The sequence below is a fragment of the Vibrio sp. SCSIO 43155 genome (assembly GCF_023716605.1).
GTDB classification, from domain to species: Bacteria; Pseudomonadota; Gammaproteobacteria; order Enterobacterales; family Vibrionaceae; genus Vibrio; species Vibrio harveyi.
On the sequence record NZ_CP071853.1, the window covers coordinates 1,030,321 to 1,055,710 of the forward strand.

Genomic DNA, 25,390 nt, shown 5'->3' on the forward strand with positions numbered 1-25,390 from the left:
TAATAGTGCGCGGTAGTTAAGCGTATTTTGTATTGTATTAACAATAACTTAAGGAAGAGCAATATGCACCTTAGAAACGGGAAAGCAGTGAAGAGTGTATTTACACTCAGTACGTTAACTGCATCTTGTCTAATGGCTTTCAACACCTATGCGGCGGTTGATTGTGCCCCTCTAGAAGTTTGGGATTCGTCAAAGGTTTACAATGGCGGTGACCAAGTTCAACACGAAAACAACGCTTACAAAGCGCGTTATTGGACCCAAAACAACAACCCTGCGCAATCAGGTCAGTGGGGTGAATGGGAAAGCCTAGGCGCATGTGGTGATACGGGACCTGTCGATCCACCTGTGAATGAAGTACCGACGGTTACGTTAACATCACCTTCTGCGTCGGCTTCGATCACCGCCGGTGACGTGGTTAACTTAGCTGCGGATGCCGTAGATACTGACGGCACAATTAGTAAAGTTGAGTTCTTTGTTGATGGTGCGCTGGTTGGCACTGCAACAGCTGCGCCTTTCACGGCTTCATGGACGGCAACTGAAGGTGCTCACGAGTTCTCTACCAAAGCGTATGATGACAAAAATGCAGTGAGTGCGGTTAGTGCTGTCACTCTTGATGTAAATGCAGGTCAGCCAGGCAACGAAGCGCCAACCGTTGATGTTGCTCTATCTGCAACTTCTATCGAACTTGGTGGCTCAGTCACGGTAACTGCGAATGCTGCTGATGCAGATGGCACAGTCGCTAAAGTTGAGTTCTTCGCTGCGGGGGCGTTGATCGGCACCGCAACAGTTGCACCTTATGCCGTTGACTTTACGCCTGCACAAGCGGGTAGCGTATCTGTTTACGCGAAAGCAACGGACGATGCTGGCGCAACAACAGATTCTTCACTTGTTTCATTGACCGTCAATGGCGGCGCAGTGACGTCGAACTGTCGTCCTGACGGTCTGTACCAAACAGCGGGTCTAGATGTTCCTTACTGTACTATTTACGACGAAGAAGGTCGTGAAAAAATGGGTGCCGATCACCCACGTCGTGTCATAGGTTACTTTACTAGCTGGCGTAGTGGTGATGACCCACAAGCAGCATATCTAGTTAAAGACATCCCTTGGGATCAACTAACTCACATCAACTACGCGTTCGTAAGCATCGGCTCTGACGGTAAAGTTAATGTTGGGGATGTGAATGATCCAAATAACCCTGCGACGGGCAAAACGTGGCCGGGTGTTGAAGTAGATCCAGCGCTAGGCTTTAAAGGTCATTTTGGTGCATTAGCGACTTACAAACAGAAACATGATGTTAAGACTTTGATTTCTATTGGTGGTTGGGCTGAAACGGGTGGTCACTTCGGTGCAGACGGTAACCGTGTTGCTGACGGTGGCTTCTACACGATGACGACTAACGCAGACGGTTCAATCAACCATGCGGGTATCGAGAAGTTTGCGACATCTGCTGTTGAAATGATGCGTACATACAAGTTCGACGGTCTAGACATTGACTACGAGTACCCAACTTCTATGGCAGGAGCGGGTAATCCTTACGATAAAGACTTCATGGAACCACGTCGTCCATACTTGTGGGCGTCTTACCAAGAACTTATGAAAGTGCTTCGTGAGAAGTTGGATGCAGCATCAGCACAAGATGGTCATCACTACATGCTAACGATTGCAGCGCCTTCTTCAGGTTACTTGCTACGTGGTATGGAAACCTTCGACGTTACTAAGTACCTAGATTACGTAAACATCATGTCTTACGACTTACACGGTGCTTGGAACGACCACGTTGGTCATAACGCGGCACTGTTCGATACAGGTAAAGACTCTGAGCTAGCACAGTGGAATGTATATGGCACTGCGGCTTACGGTGGTATCGGCTACTTGAACACGGATTGGGCATACCATTATTTCCGCGGTTCAATGCCGGCTGGTCGTATTAACATTGGTGTTCCTTACTATACTCGTGGTTGGCAAGGTGTGACAGGTGGTGAAAACGGCCTTTGGGGTCGTGCAGCATTACCAAACCAGTCTGAATGTGCGCCTGGTACAGGTGAAGGTGAGAAGAACAACTGTGGTCACGGTGCTCTAGGTATCGATAACATGTGGCACGATACTGACCCTAAAGGCAACGAAATGGGCGCAGGTTCTAACCCAATGTGGCACGCGAAGAACCTAGAGAAAGGCATTTGGGGTTCCTATGCCCAAGCGTATGGTCTAGATCCAGTTAACGACCCTTCAGACCAATTGGTTGGTACCTACACGCGTAACTATGATGATGTTGCGGTAGCTCCATGGCTATGGAACGCAGAGAAGAGCGTATTCCTTTCAACAGAAGATAAAGCGTCTGTTGAAGTGAAAGCGGACTACGTTATCGATAAAGAGATCGGCGGTATCATGTTCTGGGAGCTTGCGGGTGACTACAACTGTTACGTACTAGATGCGAACGGCAACCGTACAACGATAGATGCAACTGAACAAGCGTGTGCTGCTGGTAATGGTGAGTACCACATGGGTAACACGATGACCAAGGCGATTTACGATAAGTTTAAGTCTGCAACGCCTTACGGAAACAAGATCGCGACAGGTCCGATTCCAACAGAAGCAGTAGACATCGCTGTTAGCGTTGGTGGCTTTAAAGTTGGTGACCAAAACTACCCAATCAATCCTAAGATCACGTTTACGAACAACACTGGTCAAGCGATTCCTGGTGGTACAGAATTCCAGTTTGATATTCCTGTATCAGCACCGGATAACGCGAAAGATCAATCTGGTGGTGGTCTAAGTGTGATTGCTTCTGGTCACACTCGTGCAAACAACATCGGTGGTCTAGATGGTGTTATGCATCGCGTATCTTTCTCTCTACCTGCATGGAAAGATTTACCAGCAGGCGGTACTTACGAGCTCGATATGGTTTACTACCTACCAATCTCTGGGCCTGCTAATTACACCGTAATTTCTGGCGGTAAAGAGTTTGCGTTTAAGTTTGAGCAACCAGATCTACCAATTGGTGACTTAAACTCTGGCACCGGTGGTGGTGGCGGTACTGAGCCTGGTACTTGTGACACTGCAGGGTTAGTTACTTACCCAGACCTGCCACAAACTGATTGGCAAGGTAACCCAAGCCATGCTAACCAAGGTGACAAAGTGATTCACAATGGTGTGGTATACCAAGCAAACTGGTGGACTGCATCAGAGCCGGGTAGTGATGGTAGCTGGACAACAGTATGTAATATCTAATCCAAATTGAGTGGATGACAAAAGCGCGCGATTTACATCGCGCGCTTTTTTATTTGGTGAGCTTGGTTTTTCTCTATTGATGATTACATGAGAGCAAAAAAGCTAGAACTGGTAACCTTCCGGAATAACTACGATGCCTTTTTCAGAAACATGGAATCGCTTTGCGTCTTCAATTTTGTTTATTCCAATTTGAGTATGAGGGGGAATTCGAACGTGCTTGTCGATAATACAACTCACCAACTGACAGCCTTCTCCAACTTCGACATCATCAAAAATAATGCTATCTACGACAGTTGCACTATCATGAATGCGCACATTTGATGCTATCACTGAGTGCTGAACAGACCCTCCCGAATTGATAACGCCATTGGCGATGATTGAGTTTATAAAAATACCTTCATTACCTGTGGCTGATGAAACGGTTCTTGCTGGTGGAAATTGCGCTTCATAAGTGCGAATCGCCCAGTTAGGCTGATACAAATTCATTGGTGGTACGGGTTCTAAAAGGTCCATATTGGCTTCATAGAAAGAGTCAATTGTACCTACATCGCGCCAGTAGCAATCTTTGTCTACACGACCTTTACTGCCACAGAATTTATAAGCGTAAACGGATTGAGTATCGATGAGCTTTGGGATGATGTCTTTGCCAAAGTCATGGTTGGAATCGTCGAGTTTCGCATCTTCTTCAAGAGCGTCTTGTAGTACGTCCATATCAAAAATATAGATACCCATAGAAGCCAAGCTTTGAGTTGGATCATCTGGCAGAGTAGGTGGGTTTTCTGGTTTTTCGACGAAAGATTCGACCAAACCATTCTCTTTGATGCCCATGACCCCAAAGGCGGTTGCATCTTCAACAGGAACATCCATACAAGCGACCGTTAACTTCGCACCGTTTTCTTTATGCTCTTCGAGCATCGCTGCGTAATCCATGCGGTAGATATGGTCACCAGAAAGAACGACGACGTACTTTGCATCGTTTCGCGAAAGTAGCCACATATTGTGGTAGATCGCATCGGCTGTACCTTCGTACCATGCACCACCTTTGCGCATTTGAGGTGGAACTGCCGTTATGTACTCACCAAGTTCGGGATTAAAGATGGACCAACCATCTCGCAAGTGTTTCTGTAGTGAATGTGATTTGTATTGAGTGAGAACCAATATCTTGCGTAAACCTGAATGAAGACAGTTAGTTAGCGTGAAATCAATGATACGATACTTACCGCCAAAAGGAACCGCTGGCTTGGCTCTATCATCGGTGAGAGGGCTTAACCTTGACCCCATACCACCGGCTAAAATTACCGCGAGTGCATCTTGCATAATCTTCCCTTTCCCTTATCTTACGTGCCTCGAAAGCGCTCTAAAGCTTGAGGAGTTAGCCAACTGCTGATTGCTATTCGATGTGCACAGTGAGTGTCCTTTAGTTTTTAGAAATCGTTTTGTTATATACCCTAGTACAAGATTCGAGCCATAGAATTTTATCAATGAAATCAATACATTTTGATAAATGAAGCGTTAACTTTGCACTACATTAGGGAGTGGGGAAATATGTCGTGCACTAAATTGGTGAGACCGGAGTGACCAAAGGTTGTCTATAACCCGATTTACAATGTAAAGCGGCGTTAAAACAATGAGGTAACGGGGGACGGGCAGAAATTAAAACAGGAGCTCAAAGGCTCCTGTCCATTGTAGAAAACAGCAGTGAGGCTATGACAGACCGATGATGTTACCTTGATCATCAAGGTCTAAGTTCATAAATGCAGGTTTGTCTGGTAGCCCTGGCATGGTCATGACGTTTCCTGAAAGTGCGTATACAAAGCCTGCTCCGGCACACAAGCGAAGTTCGCGAATCGGAACGTTAAAGCCACTAGGTGCGCCTTTAATTGCTGAATCTGTACTGAGCGACAACGGCGTTTTAGCAATGCACACAGCTAAGCCGTCAAAGCCAAGCGTTTCAAAGTGCTTGAGCTGCTGTTTTGCTAGATCGCTCATCTCGATATTTGATGCACCATAACCAGCTTCACAGACCGCCATCAGCTTTTCTTTCAATGATTGCTCTTTCGTGTAAAGAGGGGTGAACTCCGATGGATTCTCGCATGCTTCAACAACATGCTTAGCAAGCTCAACGGCACCGTCACCGCCTTTTGCAAATGCGGTGCTGATGGCAACTTTTACTTCAGGATTAAAGCGTTCTATTAAAGACTCTAATTCAGACAACTCTTCTATAGAATCTTGCGGAAATTGGTTGATCGCAACGACAGCAGGAATACCGTATTTATGAACATTATTGATGTGCCATTTCAGGTTTTCAAACCCTGCTTCTAATGCCATTTGATCGGGGTTGAAAATCGAATCCGGAATAGCCATGCCCGGACGCAAATCGTAGTGACCGGAGTTTGCTTTTAGGCCGCGTAATGTCGCAACAATCACAACACAATCAGGAGCTCGACCAGCCGCCGCCGCTTTTATATTACAAGCTTTTTCGAACCCCATGTCGGAACCAAAACCCGCCTCAGTGACAACGTAACTAGATAGTTTAAGAGCAATTTCGTCTGCAATGATAGAGGAATTACCGTGAGCGATATTAGCAAATGGACCTGCATGAATAAGGGTTGGCACACCTTCTAGGGTCTGCATTAATGTTGGAGCTATTGTCTCTTTGAGAGTGACAGCCATTGCACCTGCGACTTGTAAGTCTTCTGTGGTAACCGGTTGTCCCTCGATATCGTATGCCACGACAATACGCCCAATACGCTGACGTAAGTCTTTAAGATCTTTTGCTAGGGCAAGGATAGCCATAAGCTCAGAGGCTGCGGAGATATCAAAACCTTCACTACGTTCAAAACCGTTAATGGTCTTGCCTTCTTCATTCAGACCAATCTTCACCATGCGTAGTGCACGATCGTTGTGGTCCATTACACGTTTCCACGTGATTCGGTCAACATCGATTTTAAGTGCTTTTAGTCCAGTTCGTGTCTCGAACGCCGCGTAGCCTTCTCGTTGCTCGTGATAGAGACGAGCGTCAAGCGCGGCGGACGCAAGGTTATGCGCTGCGGTAACCGCGTGGATATCACCAGTGAGGTGCAGGTTCAACTCCTCCATTGGTGCAACTTGAGAGTAACCGCCGCCAGCTGCCCCACCTTTAACGCCAAATACTGGACCCATTGACGGTTGACGAATACATGCCATGACCGATTGATTGATTTTAGATAGCCCCTGAGATAAGCCGATTGTTGTAACGGTCTTACCTTCACCCAAAGGAGTAGGGGTAATCGCAGTGACCAACACTAACTTCCCGTCTTGATTTGTATTGAGGCGTTCAAGACATTGGGGATGAACTTTAGCTTTGTGTTTTCCGTGTGTATCAAATTCGTGCGGCAAAAGACCTGCATTTGCTGCGACAGTAGCGATAGAAGACAACGGTGTGTTTCGGCAAATTTCAATATCAGACTGCATGGATACTCCAAAAAAATGGCTAACACGTGGCGTTCAACATCAAGCAATCGAAAGACTGTATTGCTGTTGCGCAAACGTTTGCGCGAGAATAATACTGGTAAAATAAGAGGTGTAAAGCAGTTCGTGCGCCTTAGCGTGCTACATAATAACAAAAAACACTAAATACTGCGCTAGATCAAAACAAAAAGGTCACCAAACGGTGACCTTCGCATATTTTTCGCTCTAAGTGCTTGGTTCTTAGCGATCCCAGTAGGTTTCTTCTAGGCTATCTTCACGCTCTGGTAGAGCACGGGATAGGCGAGGAGAGTGTTGGGTTAGCACTTCGTAACTTACACGGTTAGCGTACTTACAAATTTGAGATAGCGAAGAGTAAGTCAGACAACGTACTTCGTGTTTTTCTGAGTTAGGAACTTCTTTCTGGTGGAAAGAGTTGGCAGCCATGTCGTGCAGAAGAGCAGATAGCGCTGCATCACCAGCACCGTTGGTATTCTTAATCTCAAGTGGTCCACCTAGGTAAGGACCGATATGAGAGTACACTTTCATCGGCTGTTTACAGTCTTCTTTGCGCATAGCACGGCTAAATTCGAACTTGTTGAACTCATCAATTGAGCCTTCAAGGATATCGTGCGTTGTTTCGCGTTTCACTTGTTCTTCGGTGTAACCAGCCATGTATAGACCATCAGGACCAGCAGTACACAAAACAAGGTCTACCCACTCGAGTGCTTTGTCTGCGGCAGCAAGTGGATCAGTTTCTCCAGTAAGCGCAGCGCCTTCTTCCTCGTTCATTGCAACAACAGATACGTTGTCTCGAATGTACTCTTGCCACCACTCAGCGTTGCCTTCGATCACGTATTTTGTACCCAGCGTTAGTACAACAGGGACGTCGTGCTTCTTAGCAAAGTCGATCGCTTTTTGAACGGCTTTTGGCATTGGGTCATCTTCTTTACCACGCATTAGGTAAGATGAAACGACAAGAGCAGAGGCTTTTTCAAACACCTCTTCAGGAATGCTGTCAGGAGCTAGTTGGTTCATGTGACCTTCGTTAATTGCGAAAGTACGTTCACCATCTTGAGAAATTAGGGTGTAGCAGCGACCAATAGGACCATCTACAGTTTGCAGGTGGTTAAGGTTCATGCGTGAAGAGGTGCGGCACAGGTAACGGTATGCGAAAGAACCGACTTGAATGTTCTTAGACATAACACCAAGTAGTACAGATTTGCTGTCTGCCAATACAGAGTAGTTGTGCAGAGTGTTACCGATAGTGTCGCCTGGGTATTGATGAGTAATCAGACCTTGCTCTACTAACTCTTCATATAGTGCGTCTGCTTTGCTCTCTTCAAGAACGAGAGAATGACCTTTGCTAAGGTTGTATTTTTCTAAAAACGCATCGTCTACGCGCGCTTCGATATCTACGATGGTTTGACCAACGCCGACAATCGTAGGGCGGTACAGCTTAGGCGCCTGTCGAATTTGGTTGACTAATGGATCTCGAGCGTGAGTTGGGAAGTAGTGTTTAGATTTACGCTGTCCAGGAAACTTCATGCTTGTTCTTGAGTGAGAAAAAAAGAGGCGGGATTGTATCACAAAATTTTGAAAATCGTTGTGTTTTATTACAAAGAAATTCGCCCGCTGAAAAATGCAGCGGGCTGGTGTTTTTAGCAGCGATTTGGGGTTAATTTGTAGGAGTTACAGTCGGTTCGACGTAAGCTTTCGTGCCCCATAATGGCACCGTTGACAAGCTATGTTTGAAGCTGCCCTCGGTCTCTTTCGTGGTGTATGACAAGTAAAGTAACGTTTGGTTCTCTGGATCGTAGATTCGACGCACTTTCATCGTTTTAAAGAAGATACTTTTCGATTTTTTGAATACCACTTCCCCTGACTTGCTCTTGTCTATTTTTGCAATCATTTCTGGTGTGATATCACCGGTTTGACGACAAGAGATTGAGCTGTCACTCGGATCAGACAAACTTAGGTTCGCTTCAATAGAAGCAATATGACAAGTTACGCCAGTTACGACTTCATCTTGTAGGTGACCAATTTTAATGTCTTTCATTGTGAACATGCCTAGTGAGACGTCGCCCACTTCATTATCACTACACCCAGCCAAGACCGTTACCAAACCTAAAGCAAGCAAGCTTTTTTTCATTTTTCATCCCTTAAATAGGCTAATTTATTGATTCAATTTATCAGACGCACACGATTAAAACAAAATTTGGCGTTACCTCAGGAGTTTAGCTAGGTTTGTAAGAGGCTTCATGCTAATGTACCGCTCCAGAGCAGGTGAGCACTACATTTCTAATCAAAGTCCTGTCTTTTTTACGCTGTCCAAAATTGAACTAGCAGCGCTTAAGGTAAGAAAATGAACGAACAACAGTTAGAAAGCATTAAAAGAAAAAACGAGTGGCTGCATGATTTAGTAGAAGTTGAATTCCCTACTAAAGAAAGTTTGGAAGGTCGTGAAATTTACAATCGTATGCTTGAGCAGAAAACCTACGAGGTGAGTAGTAATACGTTGCTCTTAGACAATGAGTCAAACTTATCGGTAGAAGACATATTCTTAGTTGATTTTCATCGACTTACCGTGATGTTTTCAATTCTTCAATCGCAGCGTTGGGCAGACAAGCACGAACAAGAAATGATTGTTGAGTTCCTTACCCAAATCATCCTTACACCAGAATTTGAGTTGTATGTCGGATTTAAAGAAGGGGAGCCGGTTGGTGCCGCGATTGTAAGTCAATATGAAGGCAACACCCTTATTTCTGATTTAGTGGTTTCTCAAAATTTAGATAAACGCCAGTTTGTCTGTGATTTAGGAAAAAAGCTGAACCACGATCAAAAGTTGAGTGAAACAATAGTCATTGAAAATTGATCGATATCGGTTCCCTAAAGGGAATCGATGTTTAGAATGTGCAAAATCTTCTTTTTCTCGGCTGGGTAAAACATGTTTAAGCGTTTGACGCGTTTATTGGGTCTTTTGTTGTGCCTAGGGACGGCCGCAGTCAATGCTGACAATACTGATTGGGAAATCGAACGAGTACTGGTGTTACACTCCTATGAGCCTTCATATCAATGGACCAGTGATATTCAAAAAGGCATAGAAGAGGGCTTCAAACAAACGAACAGCGAAGTAAAGCTGTCGATTGAATATCTGGATGCAAAGCGAGTGCATACCGATGGCTATTTTAGACGGATGGCCAATTACCTTAAGTTAAAATACAAAGACTATGAATTTGATGGTGTCATCATTTCTGACGATGCCGCATTGCAGTTTGCAAAGCGATACCTTGCGAATGATGAACGTTTTACCCCTCTCGTAGCGGTTGGAATAAATGACGCGGACGCCACGCTTGATACGTTGAGTTCTTCTGGGAGCGTGCTTTATGAACAAGACCGAGTCGCCGAAAATATTCTGCTTATCAACCAGCTACGTCCTCAAATCAAGAACCTTTATTACTTAGCTGATCGTAGCATGACGTCTGAGCTTATTCATGAGCGTGTCGTTGCGGAAATGAAAAAGTTTCCTCAGATCAACCTAATCGAGCTACGTGATCAAACCCTTGATGACGCATCAAAGCAACTAGAGAACATAAGCCCAAATGATGCGGTTCTACTCACTCATTTTAATACAGAGGCAGAGCAAGGGCATTACCACTCTTATCAACAAGTGGCGCATGTTATTGGTGCAAAAAGCGCCGCTCCTGTTTTTGTTCTGTGGGAAATGTACCTCGAAGAACCGGGCATTTTAGGTGGTTTTGTCAACCGCTCTGAACAATACGGCTACGAGGCTGCTGAGTTGATGGCTGGGAAATTGGGGTTGTCCATGACCAAAGTGGATGATGAGCTGATATCCGAGGCCGTTCTCGATTTTACTGCTATCCAAAAATACGGAATCAGCCGTTACGATATTCCTGAAAGTGCACACATCATTAATGCGCCACCACCGGCGATTCAAGTAAACATCAAATTGCTCTTGTTTGCTTGTGCGCTGATTATTCTGTTGTTTCTGGTCATCGTCAGTCAGTTTATGACCATGCGCCAACGTAAAGTCATTGACCAAAAGAATCGAAAGATCGTAACGCTACAAAAGCGAACGTTGAGTGTTCAAAAGGAAATGATTCACATATTGGGCGAGGCGATTGAATGCCGATCTGGGGAAACTGGGCAGCACGTAAAGCGCGTCGCGAGACTATCTGCCACTCTGGCGGAATTTTATGGTCTTAGCCATCGCGAAGTGGAAATGATTGAAGTCATAAGTCCAATGCATGATGTGGGGAAAATCTCTGTACCTGAATCCATCCTAGATAAAAAAGGTAAGTTGGATGCAGATGAATGGGAGATCATGAAGCGTCACACTACGAAAGGCTTTGAGTTACTCAATAATCGTGAAGGTGAAATCACCAAACTTGCAGCCATCGTCGCACACGAACATCACGAGCGTTGGGATGGAACTGGGTATCCAAATGGCTTAAAAGGTGAAGATATCCACTTGTTTGCGCGCATTGTTGCGATTGCAGATGTCTTTGACGCTCTATTTACCGAGCGATGTTACAAACGCGCATGGACAACTGAAGAGGTCGTTGAGCTGTTCAGGCAAGAAAAGGGCAAACACTTCGACCCTGTCTTGACTCAGCTTCTGTTAAATAATTTGGATGATTTTATAGAAGTGCGTTATTTGTACCCAGATAACGAAGTTTAATGCTAATTACCACGCTAAATGAAGTTTCATCTTTCTTAATTTTGGCGCTTCATTCGGTGATCTTGCTTAAAAAAATGTTAATTGCTCTTTCTCATTTCTACGAAATGCCAAGTCTGTCGTTTAAACATTTCTAAACTTACCTATCATGGGTATACATATTTAGTACAAATAAATAAGTCAATAAGTTCAAACTTAATTGAACAGCAGAGTGTGTAATATTCGTTGGCGGGGGACTGGCGTATGGCTATTAACAATATTAAATGCGTCATATTCGATTGTGATGGGACCTTGGTAGACAGTGAACGTTTGTGCTGCCAAGCATTGGTGAATGTGTTTAGTCAGTATGGCGCTGAAATGAGCTTCGATGAGTGTGTCGAGCATTTTAAAGGCGGTAAGTTGGCAGACATTCTCCGTGATGCGAAAGAGTTGATGAGCGTAAATGCCTCTATTGATGTTCTTGAACCGCAATATAGAGAAGAGTTACAAAAGCTATTTGTGCGTCACTTGCAACCAATGGACGGGGCAAAACGGCTTATTCAGTTCTTAGATTCGCACAACATTGAATATTGTGTTGCTTCTAATGGTCCTAAAGACAAGATTGAGTATTCACTAGAGCTGACAGGGCTATTGGACGCATTTAAAGGCAAAGTATTTTCTGCATTTGATGCGAATAGTTGGAAGCCGGAACCGGATCTCATTATGTACAGCGCAATGAATATGGGCTTTCTCCCTAGTGATTGCTTGTACATTGACGATACGCCTAAAGGAGTGGAAGCTGGTTTAAATGCAGGCGTAAGAACCATTCAGCTTTATAACGGCGCACCGATTAATCTAGTAAACGATGAGCGCGTTATTCAAATTTCACACCTTGATGAACTAAAAGAGCAGCTCTTAGGCTGCTCGGTTTAGTGACAAACATTGCTTAAACTATGGATGTGTTTGAATTTAGTTTGTAATAACGGGGTTTGATGCAAGCATTGGATAGATGAAAAGTTTTTTGTATGGAATCCACAAGAAGCACATGTGAATTTCTCGCCATCTGATGAAATCATATATTCATCGCATTGGCATAGGGGACACTGAAGATCATCAGTGTCTTTTGTTTTGTTGTAATTATTCATATTGTTCACCAGCAGCAAATTTTATTGGCAATATCTAGAATAGCGGAACGTCTAACCTTTGAACATTCTTTCATCAAGTTCAGAGAATTATTTCGATTCACTTCAAAGTAAAGTGATTTGATATCCAGATAATGCTTGATTAGCAAAATTTGTATACTCAAGTGCATCAAGGTTACAAGTGCATCCAGGTTACATAGTACCTTGCGTTGTTTTCCTTGCTCTCGAATCAATGACAACGCTCTGAAGTCACTTGGGTATAACAATAAAATCCACAACAAATAAAAAGGGCTCCTTACTCGGAGCCCTTTTTTGTCTTAATTTCGGTTATGCTGTGCGGTAGCGTTTCAATACTTCACCAAGCGAGACAGACGCTTGCGTTAACGCAGCAACCCCACTTGTTGATTGTTCTGCTACTTCTCTGATCGTATTAGATTGAGAACGAATGTCTGACAGTTCAGATGCAATGTCGTTTGCTACTGCGCTTTGTTCTTCCGCAGAGGTTGAGATTTGAATACTCATATCCATCAGTGAACGTGCTGAGTCAGCAATCGCTGTTACATCACCACCGATTTCATCAATCAGTTGGCTACTAGTTTGCGCTTGTTGAACGGTACGATCTGTAATAGAAGCAATGTTTTGGCTCTCGACCTGGAGCTTCTCAATCATAGCTTGAATTTCAACCGTTGCCTGTTGGGTGCGACTTGCAAGTGTTCGAACCTCATCAGCAACCACAGCGAAGCCACGACCTTGTTCGCCAGCGCGAGCCGCTTCAATGGCTGCATTTAGTGCGAGTAGGTTGGTTTGCTCAGAGATCGCATTGATGGTGGTGATAACGTCGTTAATTTGCGTTGTGTTTTCGTTCAAGCTGCCAACAGAAGCTGACGCTTGCTCAATGTAGCTCGATAAAGTTTCAATTTCGGTGATAACACTCTGTACGCGGTTACGACTGTTCTCAATCTGTTGCGCATCTTGGTCTGATTGAAGCGTTGCTTGCTGAGAAACACTCGATACTTCTTTGGCTGATGCTGTCATTTCTTCCATTGCCGTCGCAACAGAATCTAATGTCTGGTATTGATGTGCGATTTGCGTTTCGCTTAGCTTCATATCTTGTTCGAAGGAAGCCGATGTTTCGCTTAGGGTATTTGCGTTATCTTTTACGCTGTTTACTAGCTCGGTCAGAGTATCCATTGACTTATCGAGCGCACAACCGATAGTGCCGAACTCATCGCGCCCTGGATGAAAACCTAATCGTGACGTTAAATCGCCGTCGCCAATCTTTTCAGTTGTAGTGTACAACACCCACAAAGCACCACCAATAAAGGTTGCTACCCAATAAGAGAATAGGGCGAACGGTACAGCCCAAAGTAAGCTTAGAAGGAACGTAGTTAAAGCCCCTGACTTCGCTTGTTGATATTGGCTAGATAAGTTTTCAGTGAGTTGAATAGCTTGACCTGATTTTAATGAAGAATAAACGGTCACCGTACCGTTTTCAAACTTCGCATCGTTGACCGAGCTTACGTTCACAACGCCATTGATGCTGCGTAGGCTATCTGGTTGTGATTCGACCACACCCGAAAGCCGAGCTTGCGCAGCAATGATCGACTGCTGCTCAAATTGTTGAATGTCATTGAAATAGCGGCTGCCTGCCACTGAAGTTAAAGTCACTAGGAACAGAAGGAAAATGACCCACATTTTGTCGTTGATAGACATTTTGATAAACAATCTGTCTATCGTTCTAAACTCAACTTCTCTCATTTATAGCTCCATTTGAGATGAAAACGGTGTTGAACAAACTTATAGTTATATCGAAACAAAATATGCGCGGCTTATCAGCAAAATATGTAACAAGTGGCTAATCGATTTCAAAATATGAGATCTGAAGCCACCTATAACGGTACATCATATCTATTAATGACAGAAAACTAATTGAAATCTGACAATTGCATGCATATGAAATGGTAGTGCTTTGGCGTTGGTGTCTGGTTTTTTGGGAATATTGACCGCAAACGTTTACTTATGATTTCTGTCATAGCTTTCCAAAACTTTACTTTTCGCTGTCATGAATGTGTCATATAAAGGCTATAAAAAGGAGTTGCTGTCATCGATAAAGAAGAAGTTATGGCAGTAGAATCGAAGCATGAATGCTTCAGGAGATGTAACACAAAGGAGGTCACAATGAGCGACCAATACCAAAACGACGAATGCCTAGAGATGCTTGATGCACTCGAAATCGGTATTATCTTGTCGGACTACATTGGCTCAGAAGAAGAAGCCGAATAAGTACAATTAGTACTCTCACCGCGTCACTACAGACGTTATACTAAGTTCATGTAAGACGAGCCAAAAGGCCACTCACAGCGTCTAATGAACTTTCTAGCCCACCTGCATATTGCAGATCACTGTAATAGCCATTTAATGGGAAACTTGCTTGGAGATTTCGTAAAGGGAGATCCAAGCAAGCAATATCAAGCTGATATTTCCAATGGTATTAAACTCCATCGTTTTGTGGATCGTATCACCGATCACCACGCTATTGTCGAAGAATGCAAACCACACTTTACTGGCGTTGCACGACGCTTTGCACCTATCGCTCTTGATATGTTTTGGGACCACTGTTTAGCCAAGCATTGGCATTCTTTTAGCGAGCAATCTTTAGATTCCTTTGTTCAATATGCTTATCTTCAAGTGAATGAACAAATATCAGAACAACTGCCTCCACGATTTTTGTTGTTACATAGTCGTATGTGGAGTGGTGGTTGGTTGCAGTCTTATCAATACTTAGAAAACATCGAATTTGCCCTTCATCGGATGTCGCAAAGAACGCCGCGTATGGCAGACCTCACGACGACGTTTGAGGTTCTGGATAATGAATATGAACAATTGGAAGGGAAGTTTGCTGCGCTGTATCGAGATGTGTTGAGTCAATCTGCTGAGTATCATCAACAGCTAATTAATTCATAACGCATTGACTGCTAAAGGTAGTATGCCCAAAGGCGCTCTGGTAAACTCTGCGCTCCAAAAATTAAGAGGTTTATCATGTCCGTTAATTTCGCTGATCTTGGCATTGAACAACCGTTGGTTGAGACCCTAGGTGGTTTGAATATTGTTACGCCGACTCCTGTTCAGGAAAAATCGATTCCACACGTACTGGAAGGTAAAGATCTGCTTGCTGCTGCACAAACCGGTACAGGTAAGACAGCGGCATTTGGCTTGCCAATCATCCAGACTGTTCAGCAACAGAAACGTAATGGCACGCCGCAAGCACTGATTCTCGTGCCGACTCGAGAACTGGCTCAGCAAGTGATGGACAACCTCACGCAATACTCAGCAAATACTGATCTTAAAATAGTGTGTGTTTACGGTGGCACGAGTATTGGCGTACAAAAGAAAAAGCTTGAAGAGGGCACAGACATCCTTATCGCAACACCGGGGCGCTTACTTGACCATTTGTTTAATGGCAACGTAAACATTTCTAAAACAGGCATCCTTGTTTTGGATGAAGCGGATCGTATGTTGGATATGGGTTTTTGGCCTGATCTGCAACGTATCCTTCGTCGTTTACCACAAACGAAACAGACCATGCTTTTCTCAGCGACGTTTGAGAAGCGCATTAAAACCATTGCTTACAAATTGATGGATTCTCCGGTCGAGGTGGAAGTATCACCAGCAAATACGACGGCAGAAACAGTGAAACAAATGGTTTACCCAGTCGATAAGAAGCGTAAACGCGAACTGCTAGCGTACTTAATTGGTTCACGTAACTGGCAGCAGGTATTGGTATTCACCAAGACTAAGCAAGGCAGTGACGAATTGGCTAAAGAGCTTAAACTGGATGGCATTAAAGCGGTTTCTATCAATGGAGATAAATCTCAAGGTGCTCGTCAGCGTGCGCTTGACGAGTTCAAAGAAGGTAAAGTACGTGCGTTAATTGCAACTGATGTTGCCGCTCGCGGTTTAGATATTCAACAACTTGAGCAAGTCGTTAACTTCGATATGCCTTTTAAGGCGGAAGATTACGTCCACCGTATTGGTCGTACGGGACGTGCGGGTAAATCTGGTCTTGCGGTTTCTTTGATGAGTCGTGATGAAGAGTATCTATTGCACGCCATTGAAAACCTGCTTGACCAACGCTTACCGCAAGAGTGGTTAGAAGGCTTTGAACCAAGCTTAATAGAAGAAATTGAACCTGAACGTAATAGTGGTGGTCGTCGTAAGAGTCGTTCTGCAGAAAAACGTAAGATGAAGGCAAAACTGGCAATCCATAAAAACCGCGGAAAAAACCGAAAATAAAAAGGTGATTGCGATTATCAATAACCTTGATTACGCAGTCTTTGCTTCTTGGTACGCTTCAAGCGTTTGAGGCATTGCTAATAAGTAGCCTTGATACATATCGAAACCGAGTTTTTTCATTAAGTTAAGTTGATGCTCGGTTTCAATTCCTTCAATAACGGTTTTTGAGTTCACATCTCTCGCTAGCGAGAGTGCTTCCATCAAACACGAAAAGTCGCCATTTTCGTACCTCAATAGCAATGACCGATCTATTTTTATGATGTTCGGTTTTACGCATCTAACGCGCTCAATCGTTGAGGCATCAATTCCGTAATCATCAATGGCAAGCATATAGCCATTATCACTGAGCTCTTTCGTAGCTTTGTAGAGGAAGTTTTCATCACTTGCATCAAGTTCAACTAACTCCATGACGATTTGCTTTCGGCGCAAGCCGGCTTCGACGATGGATTGATTTAGCAAATTACTATAAGACATGTCTTTTGCCAGCATCTCTGCTGCTTTTGGTAAGACATTTAAGAACAGCTTTTTATTGCTAAACTTGGACTGACCGAAATTGCTGATGTGAATGAGTCGACTTAAGCGCTCAACATTGATTTGATCTTCACTGGGGATGCTCGTTGAGTGAAAGAATTGGTCTGGTCTAATCATGAGCCCATCTTGATTGCTGATACGTACCAGCGCCTCAAGACCGATGATAGAAAGATCTTTCTGATAGATGGGTTGAAATACGCTTCTCAACGTCAGTTGCTTATATTGTGCGACGTATTGTCCATCTAATTGTTTTGAAATGCAGCCCAGTAGCTGCGAGATACTCATCATTATTGTTTGTAACCTAGACCAAGATACTCTCACTGATGCCTAACTGATTGTTGTGCATCTAGTTTTACTTCAGTAAGTCGAATCTAATTGTGCTGAAGGGGTCAAGGCAAGAGAGTTAGCTTGTATTGAATGGAAATATCGATCAGCCTCAAACAAATAGATGAATAGGCTGATAATCTACCTGTTGCAATTTGATGTTACCACTGTAAAACCGCGTACAGTTGAAGGTACTTTCTGACCAGTTGTTGCTTGTTTGAGCGGCGCAAAGGATGTCCAAATTTAATGTAGCAAGGGCTGATACCAAAGCGCGTATCCAGGGAATGGGTAAGCTGTGACTCGCTGGTAAACAATGTGATGCCTTGCTCGGTATATTCATTAATTGGCTCAGGTAGCTCACCCATCCACCAATGTAATAACTCTCGACTGGTTTTACTACGGCTGATCCAATGATCGCTCACCAAAAATAGTAAGTCATTCGGCTGTAATGCATAGCCGTACTCACTTTGCCATTCAGTGATAGAAGAAAGTAGGTTTTCGCGGCATGAATTGCCTGCACTGACCATATGATGGCTTAATACCCAGACCGTACCAATTTCAGATGAGATGCGATAATGGTGAGGTAAATCTGGGGCATCAAGTACTTCAATTGGTTTGATGATACTACTGTAACCAAAGTGACGAAATGTGTGCTCCATACGTCGTGTAAATGCAAGACCGAGATGGTGTTCACTCATACCTTGGTTATGTACCGCAGGATAATGCTTCTCACACAGTTTGAGACAATCGTCCTGAAAATCATTGACACTTTGAATGACTAAGTCGAGTAGCAAAGAATATCCCTTAACGGTTAACAATATGAACGGCGAAAGGTTAGCATAGTCCTTTTAGGATAGACTAATTTAGATAGGCAACTTCTTGATCTAAACATCAAAATTGAGAATAGAGTTCCGTAGGTAAAATATGATCAAACTAGAAAGAGCACAAAAAGAAACATTGGCGACAGCCATTCAAGATTACATGCAGGACGAACTGAGCCTTGAAATCGGGCAATTTGACAGCGAATTTTTGATTGATTTCATCACAGAAAAACTCGCACCGATCTATTACAACAAAGGGATTGAAGATGCAAAAACAGTAATTGAACGGCGTATGTTAGAAATGAGCGATGAACTGTATGAAATAGAACAAGAAGTTCAGATCTAAGTTTACGTTTTACAAACGATTTTAAGTTCCTTCAAATTTTTCGAACAAGATGTTTTAACAAGCAATATTGGTTAGATGTAAAGGATGGTAAATAATCTGTTTCATACAAGGTAAATAAGTTAATGTTGTGTTTCTTGCTCAACATCAACTTAGGAACATATCTAGGAACGTGAGATGGAAACACTGGTAAAGAACTACAACCTACCTGCACGATTTATGCATTGGTTATCAGCACTTTGCATCATCGGTTTGTTTGCTGTGGGTTTGTGGATGGTCGACCTTAGCTACTACAGCGAATGGTATCGTACGGCGCCACATTATCACCGCTCTGTGGGCATTCTATTGGCAATACTTACTTTGGCTCGCATCGTGTGGAAACATGTGACGGCGTCACCAAAAGTAGAAGGTAAACCTTATGAAGTGGCTGCAGCAAAGGCGGCACATGGTGTGATGTACTTATTGCTCATCACTATCTTTATTTCAGGTTACCTCATCTCAACATCTGATGGTCGCGGTATCGAAGTTTTTAATTGGTTTACGGTACCAGGCGCAGGGGAGTTATTTCCCGGTCAATCAGATATTGCGGGTGAAATTCACTTCTATGCAGCTTGGGCTGTAATCCTAATGGCTGGTATGCATGCCGCTGCTGCACTAAAACATCACTTTATCGATAAAGACAACACATTAAGAAAAATGTTAGGAGCTTCAAAATGAAAAAGTCACTTTTCGCTACAGGACTAGCAATCGCTATGGCACTACCGTTTGGTGCTAACGCTGCAGATTACGTTATCGATACGAAAGGCGCTCACGCATCTATTAACTTTAAAGTAAGCCACTTAGGTTACAGTTTCATCAAAGGTCGTTTTAATACATTTTCTGGTGACTTTTCTTTTGATGAAAACAACATTGCTGATTCGAAAGTAAACGTAGTGGTTGATACAACTAGCCTTGATTCAAACCATGCAGAGCGTGATAAACACATCCGTAGCGGTGATTTCATCGATGCAGGTAAATACAGCGAAGCTACGTTTAAGAGTACAAAAGTTGTAGACAAAGGCAACGGTAAGCTAGATGTAACAGGTGACCTCACTCTTCACGGTGTCACTAAGCCAATCACAATCGAAGCAGAATTTGTTGGCGCGGGTAACGATCCATGGGGTGGTGAGCGTGCGGGCTTCATTGGTCAAACCCGTCTTGAGCTTGCTGATTTCGAAATCCCTGTAATGGGCTCATCGAGCTACGTTGATATGGAATTGCACATCGAAGGTATTAAGAAGTAATTTCTTGCTCTTGTGTGTATAAATAAAGAAAGCGCTCTAAATAGAGCGCTTTTTTATTGGTGCCAACTTTTGTTGTTAGTTGTTAGTTGTTAGTTGCTGGTTGTAATAGTTTTATGCTGTTTCTAGAACGTTATCTTCAACTAGGTTTAGACGCTCGCCATATACCGGACGAAGAGCTTTAAGAACTTCACTACGTGTCACCACACCAACCATCAGACCGTTTTCTAGTACAGGCAGCACTTGAGGCTTGCTTACTTTGATACTTTTCGCGCGTTCTTCTAAAGAAAGAGAAGTAAAGCGAGTCGCCATGCCCATGCTCGTCGTTGGGTAAAGTTGTTCTTTATCGATACATAAGAACTCAACAACGTCGACTAAGCGGTCATTTGCATCAATTGCTACTACGTCACGGCTCATCAAATCGACAACTTTTTGTTCTTGAGCTGGGATGTAATCTTGGCACCATAATTCAACCATTACGTCGTGTGCTGAGAAGAAACCAACCAAACGGTTTTCAATGTCAACAACAGGAGCACTGATTAGATTGTTGTCCAACAGGGTATCTAGTGCAGTTGATACTGGCATTTCTACGCTCAGAGTAACTGGGCTCGGGTTCATGATCTCTTTTACAATCGATGCGTTTTTCATAGTGCGTTCCTTAACTGACGTGAGTGTTGTAGTGTTTGTAATTGATGCAACTTTTGCTGCTTTAAGTTCTGGTCGACGGTAAATGCACCAGTTAGCTAAACCAACCAATACTGCACCACCAACGATATTGCCTAGAGTCACTGGAATTAGGTTTGCAGTGATGAAGTGACCGACATTCAAATCTGCATATTGAGAAGCTGGTACACCAACCGCAGTCCAGAAAGATTCCGGTGCGAAGTTTGCGATAACGATACCTAGCGGTACCATGAACATGTTTGCCACACAGTGCTCAAAACCACTGCTAACGAACATCGCGACTGGCATGATGGTCATTGCTGCTTTGGTCATAGCGTTTGCCGAGCTGAATGTCAGCCAGATTGCAAGACAAACCAATAAGTTACATAAAATGCCTAATGCAAAAGCTTGTACCAATGTATGGTGTAGTTTGTGCTGTGCGATGTTGAGTGCGTTTAAGCCCCATTGACCTGCATCCATTTGGTACAAGCCCGCCGCACTTACCAATGCAAGTAAAAACATTGCACCGATGAAGTTACCCACATAAACCTTGCCCCAAATCGACAACATTTTGCCGAATGAGATTTGTTTGTTTGCCCATGAGATGCTCGAAAGCACTGAGCTGGTAAACAACTCACCACCGCAAATGACGATGAGTATCAAACCCATACTGAATGCTAAACCACCAGCAAGACGGCTAAGACCCCAACCTGCATCCGCACTACCTGTTGTCACTGTGATGTAGAACAAGAATGCTAAACCGATGAATGCGCCTGCCATAATTGCCAAACCCAGTGTCATGCCGCTGGTTTTGTTTGCTTTACTAAGTGCAAACTTCTCAGCTTCAGCCATCATTTCTTTTGGAGAGAAATACTGGATATTTTGAGAGCTGGTCACCGCCATAATGACTCCTTAGTCTGTGGTTCCATATGAACTCCTTGGTTAGTGAAATCGAGACGTTTTCTGTACTCGAAAGAGAAGGTGTTATTGTTTTTTGTTGCGATGTTCCCGAACCGCATATCCAGATTAAGCAGGTCAGAGCTACAGGTAAAATTGATAATATTTAGAATCCTCATCAAATTATTTGATAAGTTCTTAAAGGCAGGTAAAATGAACCTCATTGCGTATCGACGCATGTATTTTTGGGTTGCGAGAGTATGGGGAATACTCGCCAATTAGGGAGGACACTTTGCGCTACTCACTTAAGCAATTAGCGGTTTTTGACGCTGTTGCAGATACCGGCAGTGTAAGCCAGGCCGCGGATAAACTGGCTCTGACACAATCGGCGACGAGCATGTCGCTTGCTCAGTTGGAAAAAATGCTTGGTAGACCTTTATTTGAAAGGCAAGGCAAACAAATGGCTTTAACACATTGGGGGATGTGGTTAAGACCAAAAGCAAAGCGTTTACTGCAAGACGCGCTACAAATTGAAATGGGTTTTTACGAGCAACACTTGTTGAGTGGGCACATTCGATTAGGCGCGAGTCAAACACCTGCAGAACACCTAGTTCCTGACCTTATCAGTATCATTGATAATGATTTTCCAGAGATGCGTATCTCCTTAGGCGTACAGAGTACTCAGGCCGTCATCGATGGTGTCTTGGATTACAAATACGATCTGGGCGTGATTGAAGGTCGCTGTGACGATAACCGTTTACACCAAGAGATTTGGTGTCGAGACCATCTTACTGTAGTCGCAGCGTCCCACCATCCATTTGCGCGTAACTCATCAGTGAGCTTAGCTCAACTTGAACAAGCGAAATGGGTGTTGCGAGAACATGGTTCTGGTACTCGCAAGATTTTTGATAGTTCGATTCACCATCTTATTGAAGATTTGGACGTGTGGCGTGAATACGAGCACGTTCCAGTTCTAAGAAGCTTAGTATCCAATGGTCAGTATTTGACGTGCCTGCCTTATCTTGATGTAGAACGTTACATTGAAGCTGGTGATTTGGTTGCGCTGAACGTACCTGATCTGAAGATGGATCGAACATTATCGTTTATATGGCGTGCTGATATGGCGGAAAACCCATTGGTTGACTGCATCAAACGTGAAGGCTTACGCATGATGAAAGGCAAACCTTCAGTGCTTTAAGCGATATTCGAAACAAAATGATCGCATCTTAGTAAAGGCTCTGCATTGTGCAGGGCCTTTTTTGTCATCTATTGCTTATTTCGCCCAATTTATTGTGATTTTGTTATTTTCGAAATCTGTTGATTTATCGGTTGCGTCAAATTTAACGTGTAAAACATGCAACGTTATAGGATGTTAATGCGATCTTGATCACCGAAGTCAATGAGGGATGTGCCTAGTATTGACTGCCTGATTTCAATGTATGAAGGCAGTTTTCGAACCAAGTGGTACGAAACTAGTCAAGCGGGTAAGAATACCATGACCACACTTTTAGCAATTTCAATTACAACTGGCATTCTCTCTGGCGTATGGGGCTGGATCGCTATCTCCCTTGGTCTGTTGTCTTGGGCAGGCTTTCTTGGCTGTACAAGTTACTTTGCATCCCCGACAAGTGGCTTAAAAGGGCTAGCAGAAAGTTTGATCACCAATATGACAGGCGTATTTTGGGCGTTGGTAATCATTTACGGTTCAACTTACGTAGGTGTAGAGATTATCGGTTATGTAATTACTGCTGTAGTCGCGTTCTTTATGTGTATTCAAGCGAAGCAAGCTTGGCTAGCGTACATCCCTGGCACTTTCATTGGCTCATGCGCCACTTTTGCTGCAGACGGCAATTGGCAACTTGTAGTGCCATCGCTGATTTTAGGTGGCGTGTTTGGCTACTTAATGAAAGCAACAGGACTTTGGTTACATGCGAAATCAGCCGCTACTTCTTCGCTCGCTGAGCAAGTACAGTAGTGAACCCCCGATCTTATTTGTATCCGCTGTGTGTTGAGACTTATCCCGCTCAATACAGTTAATCAAAATTACTGATTCTTGATACAAGCACACCAGGTTGGTGTGCTTTTTTTTATTTATACGCTTGTTAGGTGTTTCCGTTTGCCATGGTAACGACACGTTTCAACGTCCAGCGCAGTAGCACAGGGATGCAATCTACACCTCGCTCCTCACAATGAGCGACAATCGCTAAGGCGAGATCGGGTTTTGCTTGTTTCTTCAGAACGCGATTTACGACTTTCTTTGCTGGGATTGGGTGCTCATGAGGAACTTTGATAATGTCCTTAAAGAAAAGTTCGAAACCATTGTTATAGAGAAAATGCTCGATGTCTCTGTCAGGTAATTCCGTTAAGCGATGGCGTTCTTGGTCGTTATCCAAATGCGCTCTTACTGTATGAGCGTATTTCTTACCCGCAGGATCTCCGTCAGTGACGACGTGCCAATCTATCCCAAATTCTTTGGCGACTTTGATCAGAGACTTCAACCCAGACTGGGCAAATTCAACGATTTGTACGCCTTCTGCCGCTAAGTCATACCCGCATTGACGTGCCAGTTCGTTAAATAACCAAACTTCTGTTTCACCCTCAACCAATAGCCAGCAACGAGCAAATAGGGCACCAGCACGATGAAAACGAATGTGGAAGCCAATCCGACGGAGTTGGTCGACACTAAAGCGGTTTGTGTTGAGTGACTTTGCAATGGTTCGATCTGACAAACGAACTAATCGACGAATCGATGCCAACGGTACAGAGCCGAGTAAACGGGCACTGTTTGTGGTGAGAATCTTCTGCATCGGAAGCAGTTGCAACAAGCTCCAAGCGCGGGATAGATGAGTAGGATGTAAACGACCTTCTGGATCTTCAATGATCAAGATGGGACGTGCACAACGTCTTAAATCTGTCGGGCCTTTGGCTTGTAGGTACGCGTTTAACAATCCCATAAGTAGTAAGCGAGTTTGCTTGTTATTCGTCTCTTTCAAAAACTGCGATAACCCTTTTTCAGCAGAAGGGCTGGCATAGAACAGACCGTCTCGCGGTTTTCTCGGGTGACCTTTCTTCACGCTTCGGAATGCAAAATAGTGCTCGACTAACGTGTGCATTGAATCAAGACTGCTGCGAACTTCACCTTTGTTCACATGACCAGGCATAGCAAACAGGCGACGGCAGGTATTATTAATGCGTTTTTCTATACGAGCATTTTTGTTGTCACCATTAATGTGATTGGGTTCGGGGAAACGGCGTGAGTCGCGTAATCGGATTACTGGGTGAAGGGTCATCAGTTCAATTGCGAGTTTCTCTGCATGATGCAGTTGCTTCGCTTCGCCATCACAGTCCAAGAATGCGTACTTGGTTGTGATGTGGTGGCCATCTCTACTGGCACTTAAACGGTAATAAATGACGTGTTCGTTGTCTTCGTTGATGCACCATGTAGGTTTAATGCGACGATAACGTCCAGCATTCACTTCTTGTTTATCTTGAGATTTAAAACAGAGTACGACTTGAAGATGCTGTGTTTGTGGGTGCGAGATGGAATAGTCGACGTGGAAGTCCGTCATTTCAAATTGATAGAGAGAGCCATCTGCAGGTAAGGCGAGAGACAGGGCGTCGAGTAGGGAGGATTTACCCCAAGTGTTCTCACCGATTAAGGTCGTCAGTTCGTCAAAAGAGAGTGAAAGGCGTTTAATGCCTCTAAACCCAGAGATTTCGATGCGTTCTAGTCTCATCTCACT

General features: G+C 43.9%; 20 protein-coding genes. 11 read left to right on the top strand and 9 right to left on the bottom strand.

Annotation, left to right across the window (positions count from 1 at the left end; genetic code table 11):
- Nucleotides 1-63 precede the first annotated feature (63 nt).
- Nucleotides 64-3,228 carry a chitinase C-terminal domain-containing protein gene (locus J4N44_RS21490; protein ID WP_252045768.1) on the top strand — a complete coding sequence of 1,055 codons (3,165 nt, stop codon included), beginning with the start codon at nt 64-66 and terminating at the stop codon, nt 3,226-3,228.
- Between the two features lie 102 nt (nt 3,229-3,330).
- Here J4N44_RS21490 and glgC read toward each other — a convergent pair whose 3' ends face one another.
- From glgC to J4N44_RS21510, 4 genes are all read right to left on the bottom strand, one after another.
- Nucleotides 3,331-4,545: a glucose-1-phosphate adenylyltransferase gene (glgC, locus tag J4N44_RS21495; RefSeq protein ID WP_005451706.1), complete on the bottom strand. Its 1,215-nt coding sequence runs from the start codon at nt 4,543-4,545 to the stop codon at nt 3,331-3,333.
- A gap of 387 nt (nt 4,546-4,932) precedes the next feature.
- Nucleotides 4,933-6,681, bottom strand: a complete 1,749-nt coding sequence (locus tag J4N44_RS21500; protein WP_050937805.1) for a formate--tetrahydrofolate ligase — start codon at nt 6,679-6,681, stop codon at nt 4,933-4,935.
- Nucleotides 6,682-6,918: 237 nt separating this feature from the next.
- Nucleotides 6,919-8,223 (bottom strand): inosine/guanosine kinase, encoded by a 1,305-nt coding sequence (locus tag J4N44_RS21505; RefSeq protein ID WP_009700365.1) that lies wholly within the window; start codon nt 8,221-8,223, stop codon nt 6,919-6,921.
- 130 nt (nt 8,224-8,353) lie between these two features.
- Entirely contained in the window at nt 8,354-8,827 is a 474-nt protein-coding gene (locus J4N44_RS21510) for a CreA family protein (RefSeq protein WP_005451711.1), read from the bottom strand.
- A 213-nt stretch (nt 8,828-9,040) separates the two neighbouring features.
- Between J4N44_RS21510 and J4N44_RS21515 the strand changes: the two genes are divergently transcribed.
- From J4N44_RS21515 to J4N44_RS21525, 3 genes are all read left to right on the top strand, one after another.
- Nucleotides 9,041-9,550 carry a hypothetical protein gene (locus J4N44_RS21515; RefSeq protein ID WP_009696706.1) on the top strand — a complete coding sequence of 170 codons (510 nt, stop codon included), beginning with the start codon at nt 9,041-9,043 and terminating at the stop codon, nt 9,548-9,550.
- Between the two features lie 72 nt (nt 9,551-9,622).
- A complete protein-coding gene (locus J4N44_RS21520; protein ID WP_252045769.1) occupies nt 9,623-11,377 on the top strand; it encodes an HD domain-containing phosphohydrolase in 1,755 nt (584 codons plus the stop codon).
- 240 nt (nt 11,378-11,617) lie between these two features.
- The gene (locus J4N44_RS21525; RefSeq protein WP_026000203.1) at nt 11,618-12,286 is read left to right on the top strand and encodes an HAD-IA family hydrolase; all 669 of its coding nucleotides are present in this window, start codon (nt 11,618-11,620) and stop codon (nt 12,284-12,286) included.
- Between the two features lie 536 nt (nt 12,287-12,822).
- Here J4N44_RS21525 and J4N44_RS21535 read toward each other — a convergent pair.
- Nucleotides 12,823-14,253 carry a methyl-accepting chemotaxis protein gene (locus J4N44_RS21535; RefSeq protein ID WP_009696704.1) on the bottom strand — a complete coding sequence of 477 codons (1,431 nt, stop codon included), beginning with the start codon at nt 14,251-14,253 and terminating at the stop codon, nt 12,823-12,825.
- Between the two features lie 609 nt (nt 14,254-14,862).
- Between J4N44_RS21535 and J4N44_RS21540 the strand changes: the two genes are divergently transcribed.
- Entirely contained in the window at nt 14,863-15,459 is a 597-nt protein-coding gene (locus J4N44_RS21540) for an acyl carrier protein phosphodiesterase (RefSeq protein ID WP_033007646.1), read from the top strand.
- A 75-nt stretch (nt 15,460-15,534) separates the two neighbouring features.
- Complete coding sequence (locus tag J4N44_RS21545; RefSeq protein ID WP_199479567.1) at nt 15,535-16,788, top strand: DEAD/DEAH box helicase; 1,254 nt, start codon at nt 15,535-15,537, stop codon at nt 16,786-16,788.
- 30 nt (nt 16,789-16,818) lie between these two features.
- Here J4N44_RS21545 and J4N44_RS21550 read toward each other — a convergent pair whose 3' ends face one another.
- Together J4N44_RS21550 and J4N44_RS21555 are read right to left on the bottom strand one after the other, a co-directional pair.
- Nucleotides 16,819-17,607, bottom strand: a complete 789-nt coding sequence (locus J4N44_RS21550) for an EAL domain-containing protein (protein WP_009696701.1) — start codon at nt 17,605-17,607, stop codon at nt 16,819-16,821.
- 197 nt (nt 17,608-17,804) lie between these two features.
- Nucleotides 17,805-18,437, bottom strand: coding sequence for a hypothetical protein (locus J4N44_RS21555; protein WP_050937648.1), 633 nt, complete (start codon nt 18,435-18,437; stop codon nt 17,805-17,807).
- A gap of 130 nt (nt 18,438-18,567) precedes the next feature.
- Here J4N44_RS21555 and J4N44_RS21560 point away from each other — a divergent pair, with 130 nt between their 5' ends.
- From J4N44_RS21560 to J4N44_RS21570, 3 genes are all read left to right on the top strand, one after another.
- Entirely contained in the window at nt 18,568-18,810 is a 243-nt protein-coding gene (locus J4N44_RS21560; RefSeq protein ID WP_009696700.1) for a DUF2164 domain-containing protein, read from the top strand.
- Nucleotides 18,811-18,984: 174 nt separating this feature from the next.
- Nucleotides 18,985-19,524 (top strand): cytochrome b, encoded by a 540-nt coding sequence (locus J4N44_RS21565; RefSeq protein ID WP_017819592.1) that lies wholly within the window; start codon nt 18,985-18,987, stop codon nt 19,522-19,524.
- Nucleotides 19,521-20,090: a YceI family protein gene (locus J4N44_RS21570; protein ID WP_005451734.1), complete on the top strand. Its 570-nt coding sequence runs from the start codon at nt 19,521-19,523 to the stop codon at nt 20,088-20,090. Before J4N44_RS21565 ends, J4N44_RS21570 begins: the two co-directional genes overlap by 4 nt.
- 111 nt (nt 20,091-20,201) lie before the next feature.
- Here J4N44_RS21570 and focA read toward each other — a convergent pair whose 3' ends face one another.
- Nucleotides 20,202-21,653, bottom strand: coding sequence for a formate transporter FocA (gene focA / locus J4N44_RS21575; protein ID WP_005451736.1), 1,452 nt, complete (start codon nt 21,651-21,653; stop codon nt 20,202-20,204).
- A gap of 286 nt (nt 21,654-21,939) precedes the next feature.
- On the opposite strand from focA, the gene J4N44_RS21580 reads away from it, so the two are divergent.
- Nucleotides 21,940-22,845 carry a LysR substrate-binding domain-containing protein gene (locus J4N44_RS21580; protein WP_005441888.1) on the top strand — a complete coding sequence of 302 codons (906 nt, stop codon included), beginning with the start codon at nt 21,940-21,942 and terminating at the stop codon, nt 22,843-22,845.
- Between the two features lie 297 nt (nt 22,846-23,142).
- A complete protein-coding gene (locus J4N44_RS21585; protein WP_005451739.1) occupies nt 23,143-23,622 on the top strand; it encodes a DUF1097 domain-containing protein in 480 nt (159 codons plus the stop codon).
- 127 nt (nt 23,623-23,749) lie between these two features.
- On the opposite strand, the gene J4N44_RS21590 is transcribed toward J4N44_RS21585, so the two are convergent.
- The gene (locus J4N44_RS21590; protein WP_252045770.1) at nt 23,750-25,384 is read right to left on the bottom strand and encodes a DUF2813 domain-containing protein; all 1,635 of its coding nucleotides are present in this window, start codon (nt 25,382-25,384) and stop codon (nt 23,750-23,752) included.
- Nucleotides 25,385-25,390: the final 6 nt, after the last annotated feature.

Bases quoted from the DNA above. Each gene is read 5' to 3' on its own strand.
- J4N44_RS21490 (WP_252045768.1), top strand. From the start codon at position 64: ATGCACCTTAGAAACGGGAAAGCAGTGAAGAGTGTATTTACACTCAGT.
- glgC (WP_005451706.1), bottom strand. From the start codon at position 4,545: ATGCAAGATGCACTCGCGGTAATTTTAGCCGGTGGTATGGGGTCAAGG.
- J4N44_RS21500 (WP_050937805.1), bottom strand. From the start codon at position 6,681: ATGCAGTCTGATATTGAAATTTGCCGAAACACACCGTTGTCTTCTATC.
- J4N44_RS21505 (WP_009700365.1), bottom strand. From the start codon at position 8,223: ATGAAGTTTCCTGGACAGCGTAAATCTAAACACTACTTCCCAACTCAC.
- J4N44_RS21510 (WP_005451711.1), bottom strand. From the start codon at position 8,827: ATGAAAAAAAGCTTGCTTGCTTTAGGTTTGGTAACGGTCTTGGCTGGG.
- J4N44_RS21515 (WP_009696706.1), top strand. From the start codon at position 9,041: ATGAACGAACAACAGTTAGAAAGCATTAAAAGAAAAAACGAGTGGCTG.
- J4N44_RS21520 (WP_252045769.1), top strand. From the start codon at position 9,623: ATGTTTAAGCGTTTGACGCGTTTATTGGGTCTTTTGTTGTGCCTAGGG.
- J4N44_RS21525 (WP_026000203.1), top strand. From the start codon at position 11,618: ATGGCTATTAACAATATTAAATGCGTCATATTCGATTGTGATGGGACC.
- J4N44_RS21535 (WP_009696704.1), bottom strand. From the start codon at position 14,253: ATGAGAGAAGTTGAGTTTAGAACGATAGACAGATTGTTTATCAAAATG.
- J4N44_RS21540 (WP_033007646.1), top strand. From the start codon at position 14,863: ATGAACTTTCTAGCCCACCTGCATATTGCAGATCACTGTAATAGCCAT.
- J4N44_RS21545 (WP_199479567.1), top strand. From the start codon at position 15,535: ATGTCCGTTAATTTCGCTGATCTTGGCATTGAACAACCGTTGGTTGAG.
- J4N44_RS21550 (WP_009696701.1), bottom strand. From the start codon at position 17,607: ATGATGAGTATCTCGCAGCTACTGGGCTGCATTTCAAAACAATTAGAT.
- J4N44_RS21560 (WP_009696700.1), top strand. From the start codon at position 18,568: ATGATCAAACTAGAAAGAGCACAAAAAGAAACATTGGCGACAGCCATT.
- J4N44_RS21565 (WP_017819592.1), top strand. From the start codon at position 18,985: ATGGAAACACTGGTAAAGAACTACAACCTACCTGCACGATTTATGCAT.
- J4N44_RS21570 (WP_005451734.1), top strand. From the start codon at position 19,521: ATGAAAAAGTCACTTTTCGCTACAGGACTAGCAATCGCTATGGCACTA.
- focA (WP_005451736.1), bottom strand. From the start codon at position 21,653: ATGGCGGTGACCAGCTCTCAAAATATCCAGTATTTCTCTCCAAAAGAA.
- J4N44_RS21585 (WP_005451739.1), top strand. From the start codon at position 23,143: ATGACCACACTTTTAGCAATTTCAATTACAACTGGCATTCTCTCTGGC.
- J4N44_RS21590 (WP_252045770.1), bottom strand. From the start codon at position 25,384: ATGAGACTAGAACGCATCGAAATCTCTGGGTTTAGAGGCATTAAACGC.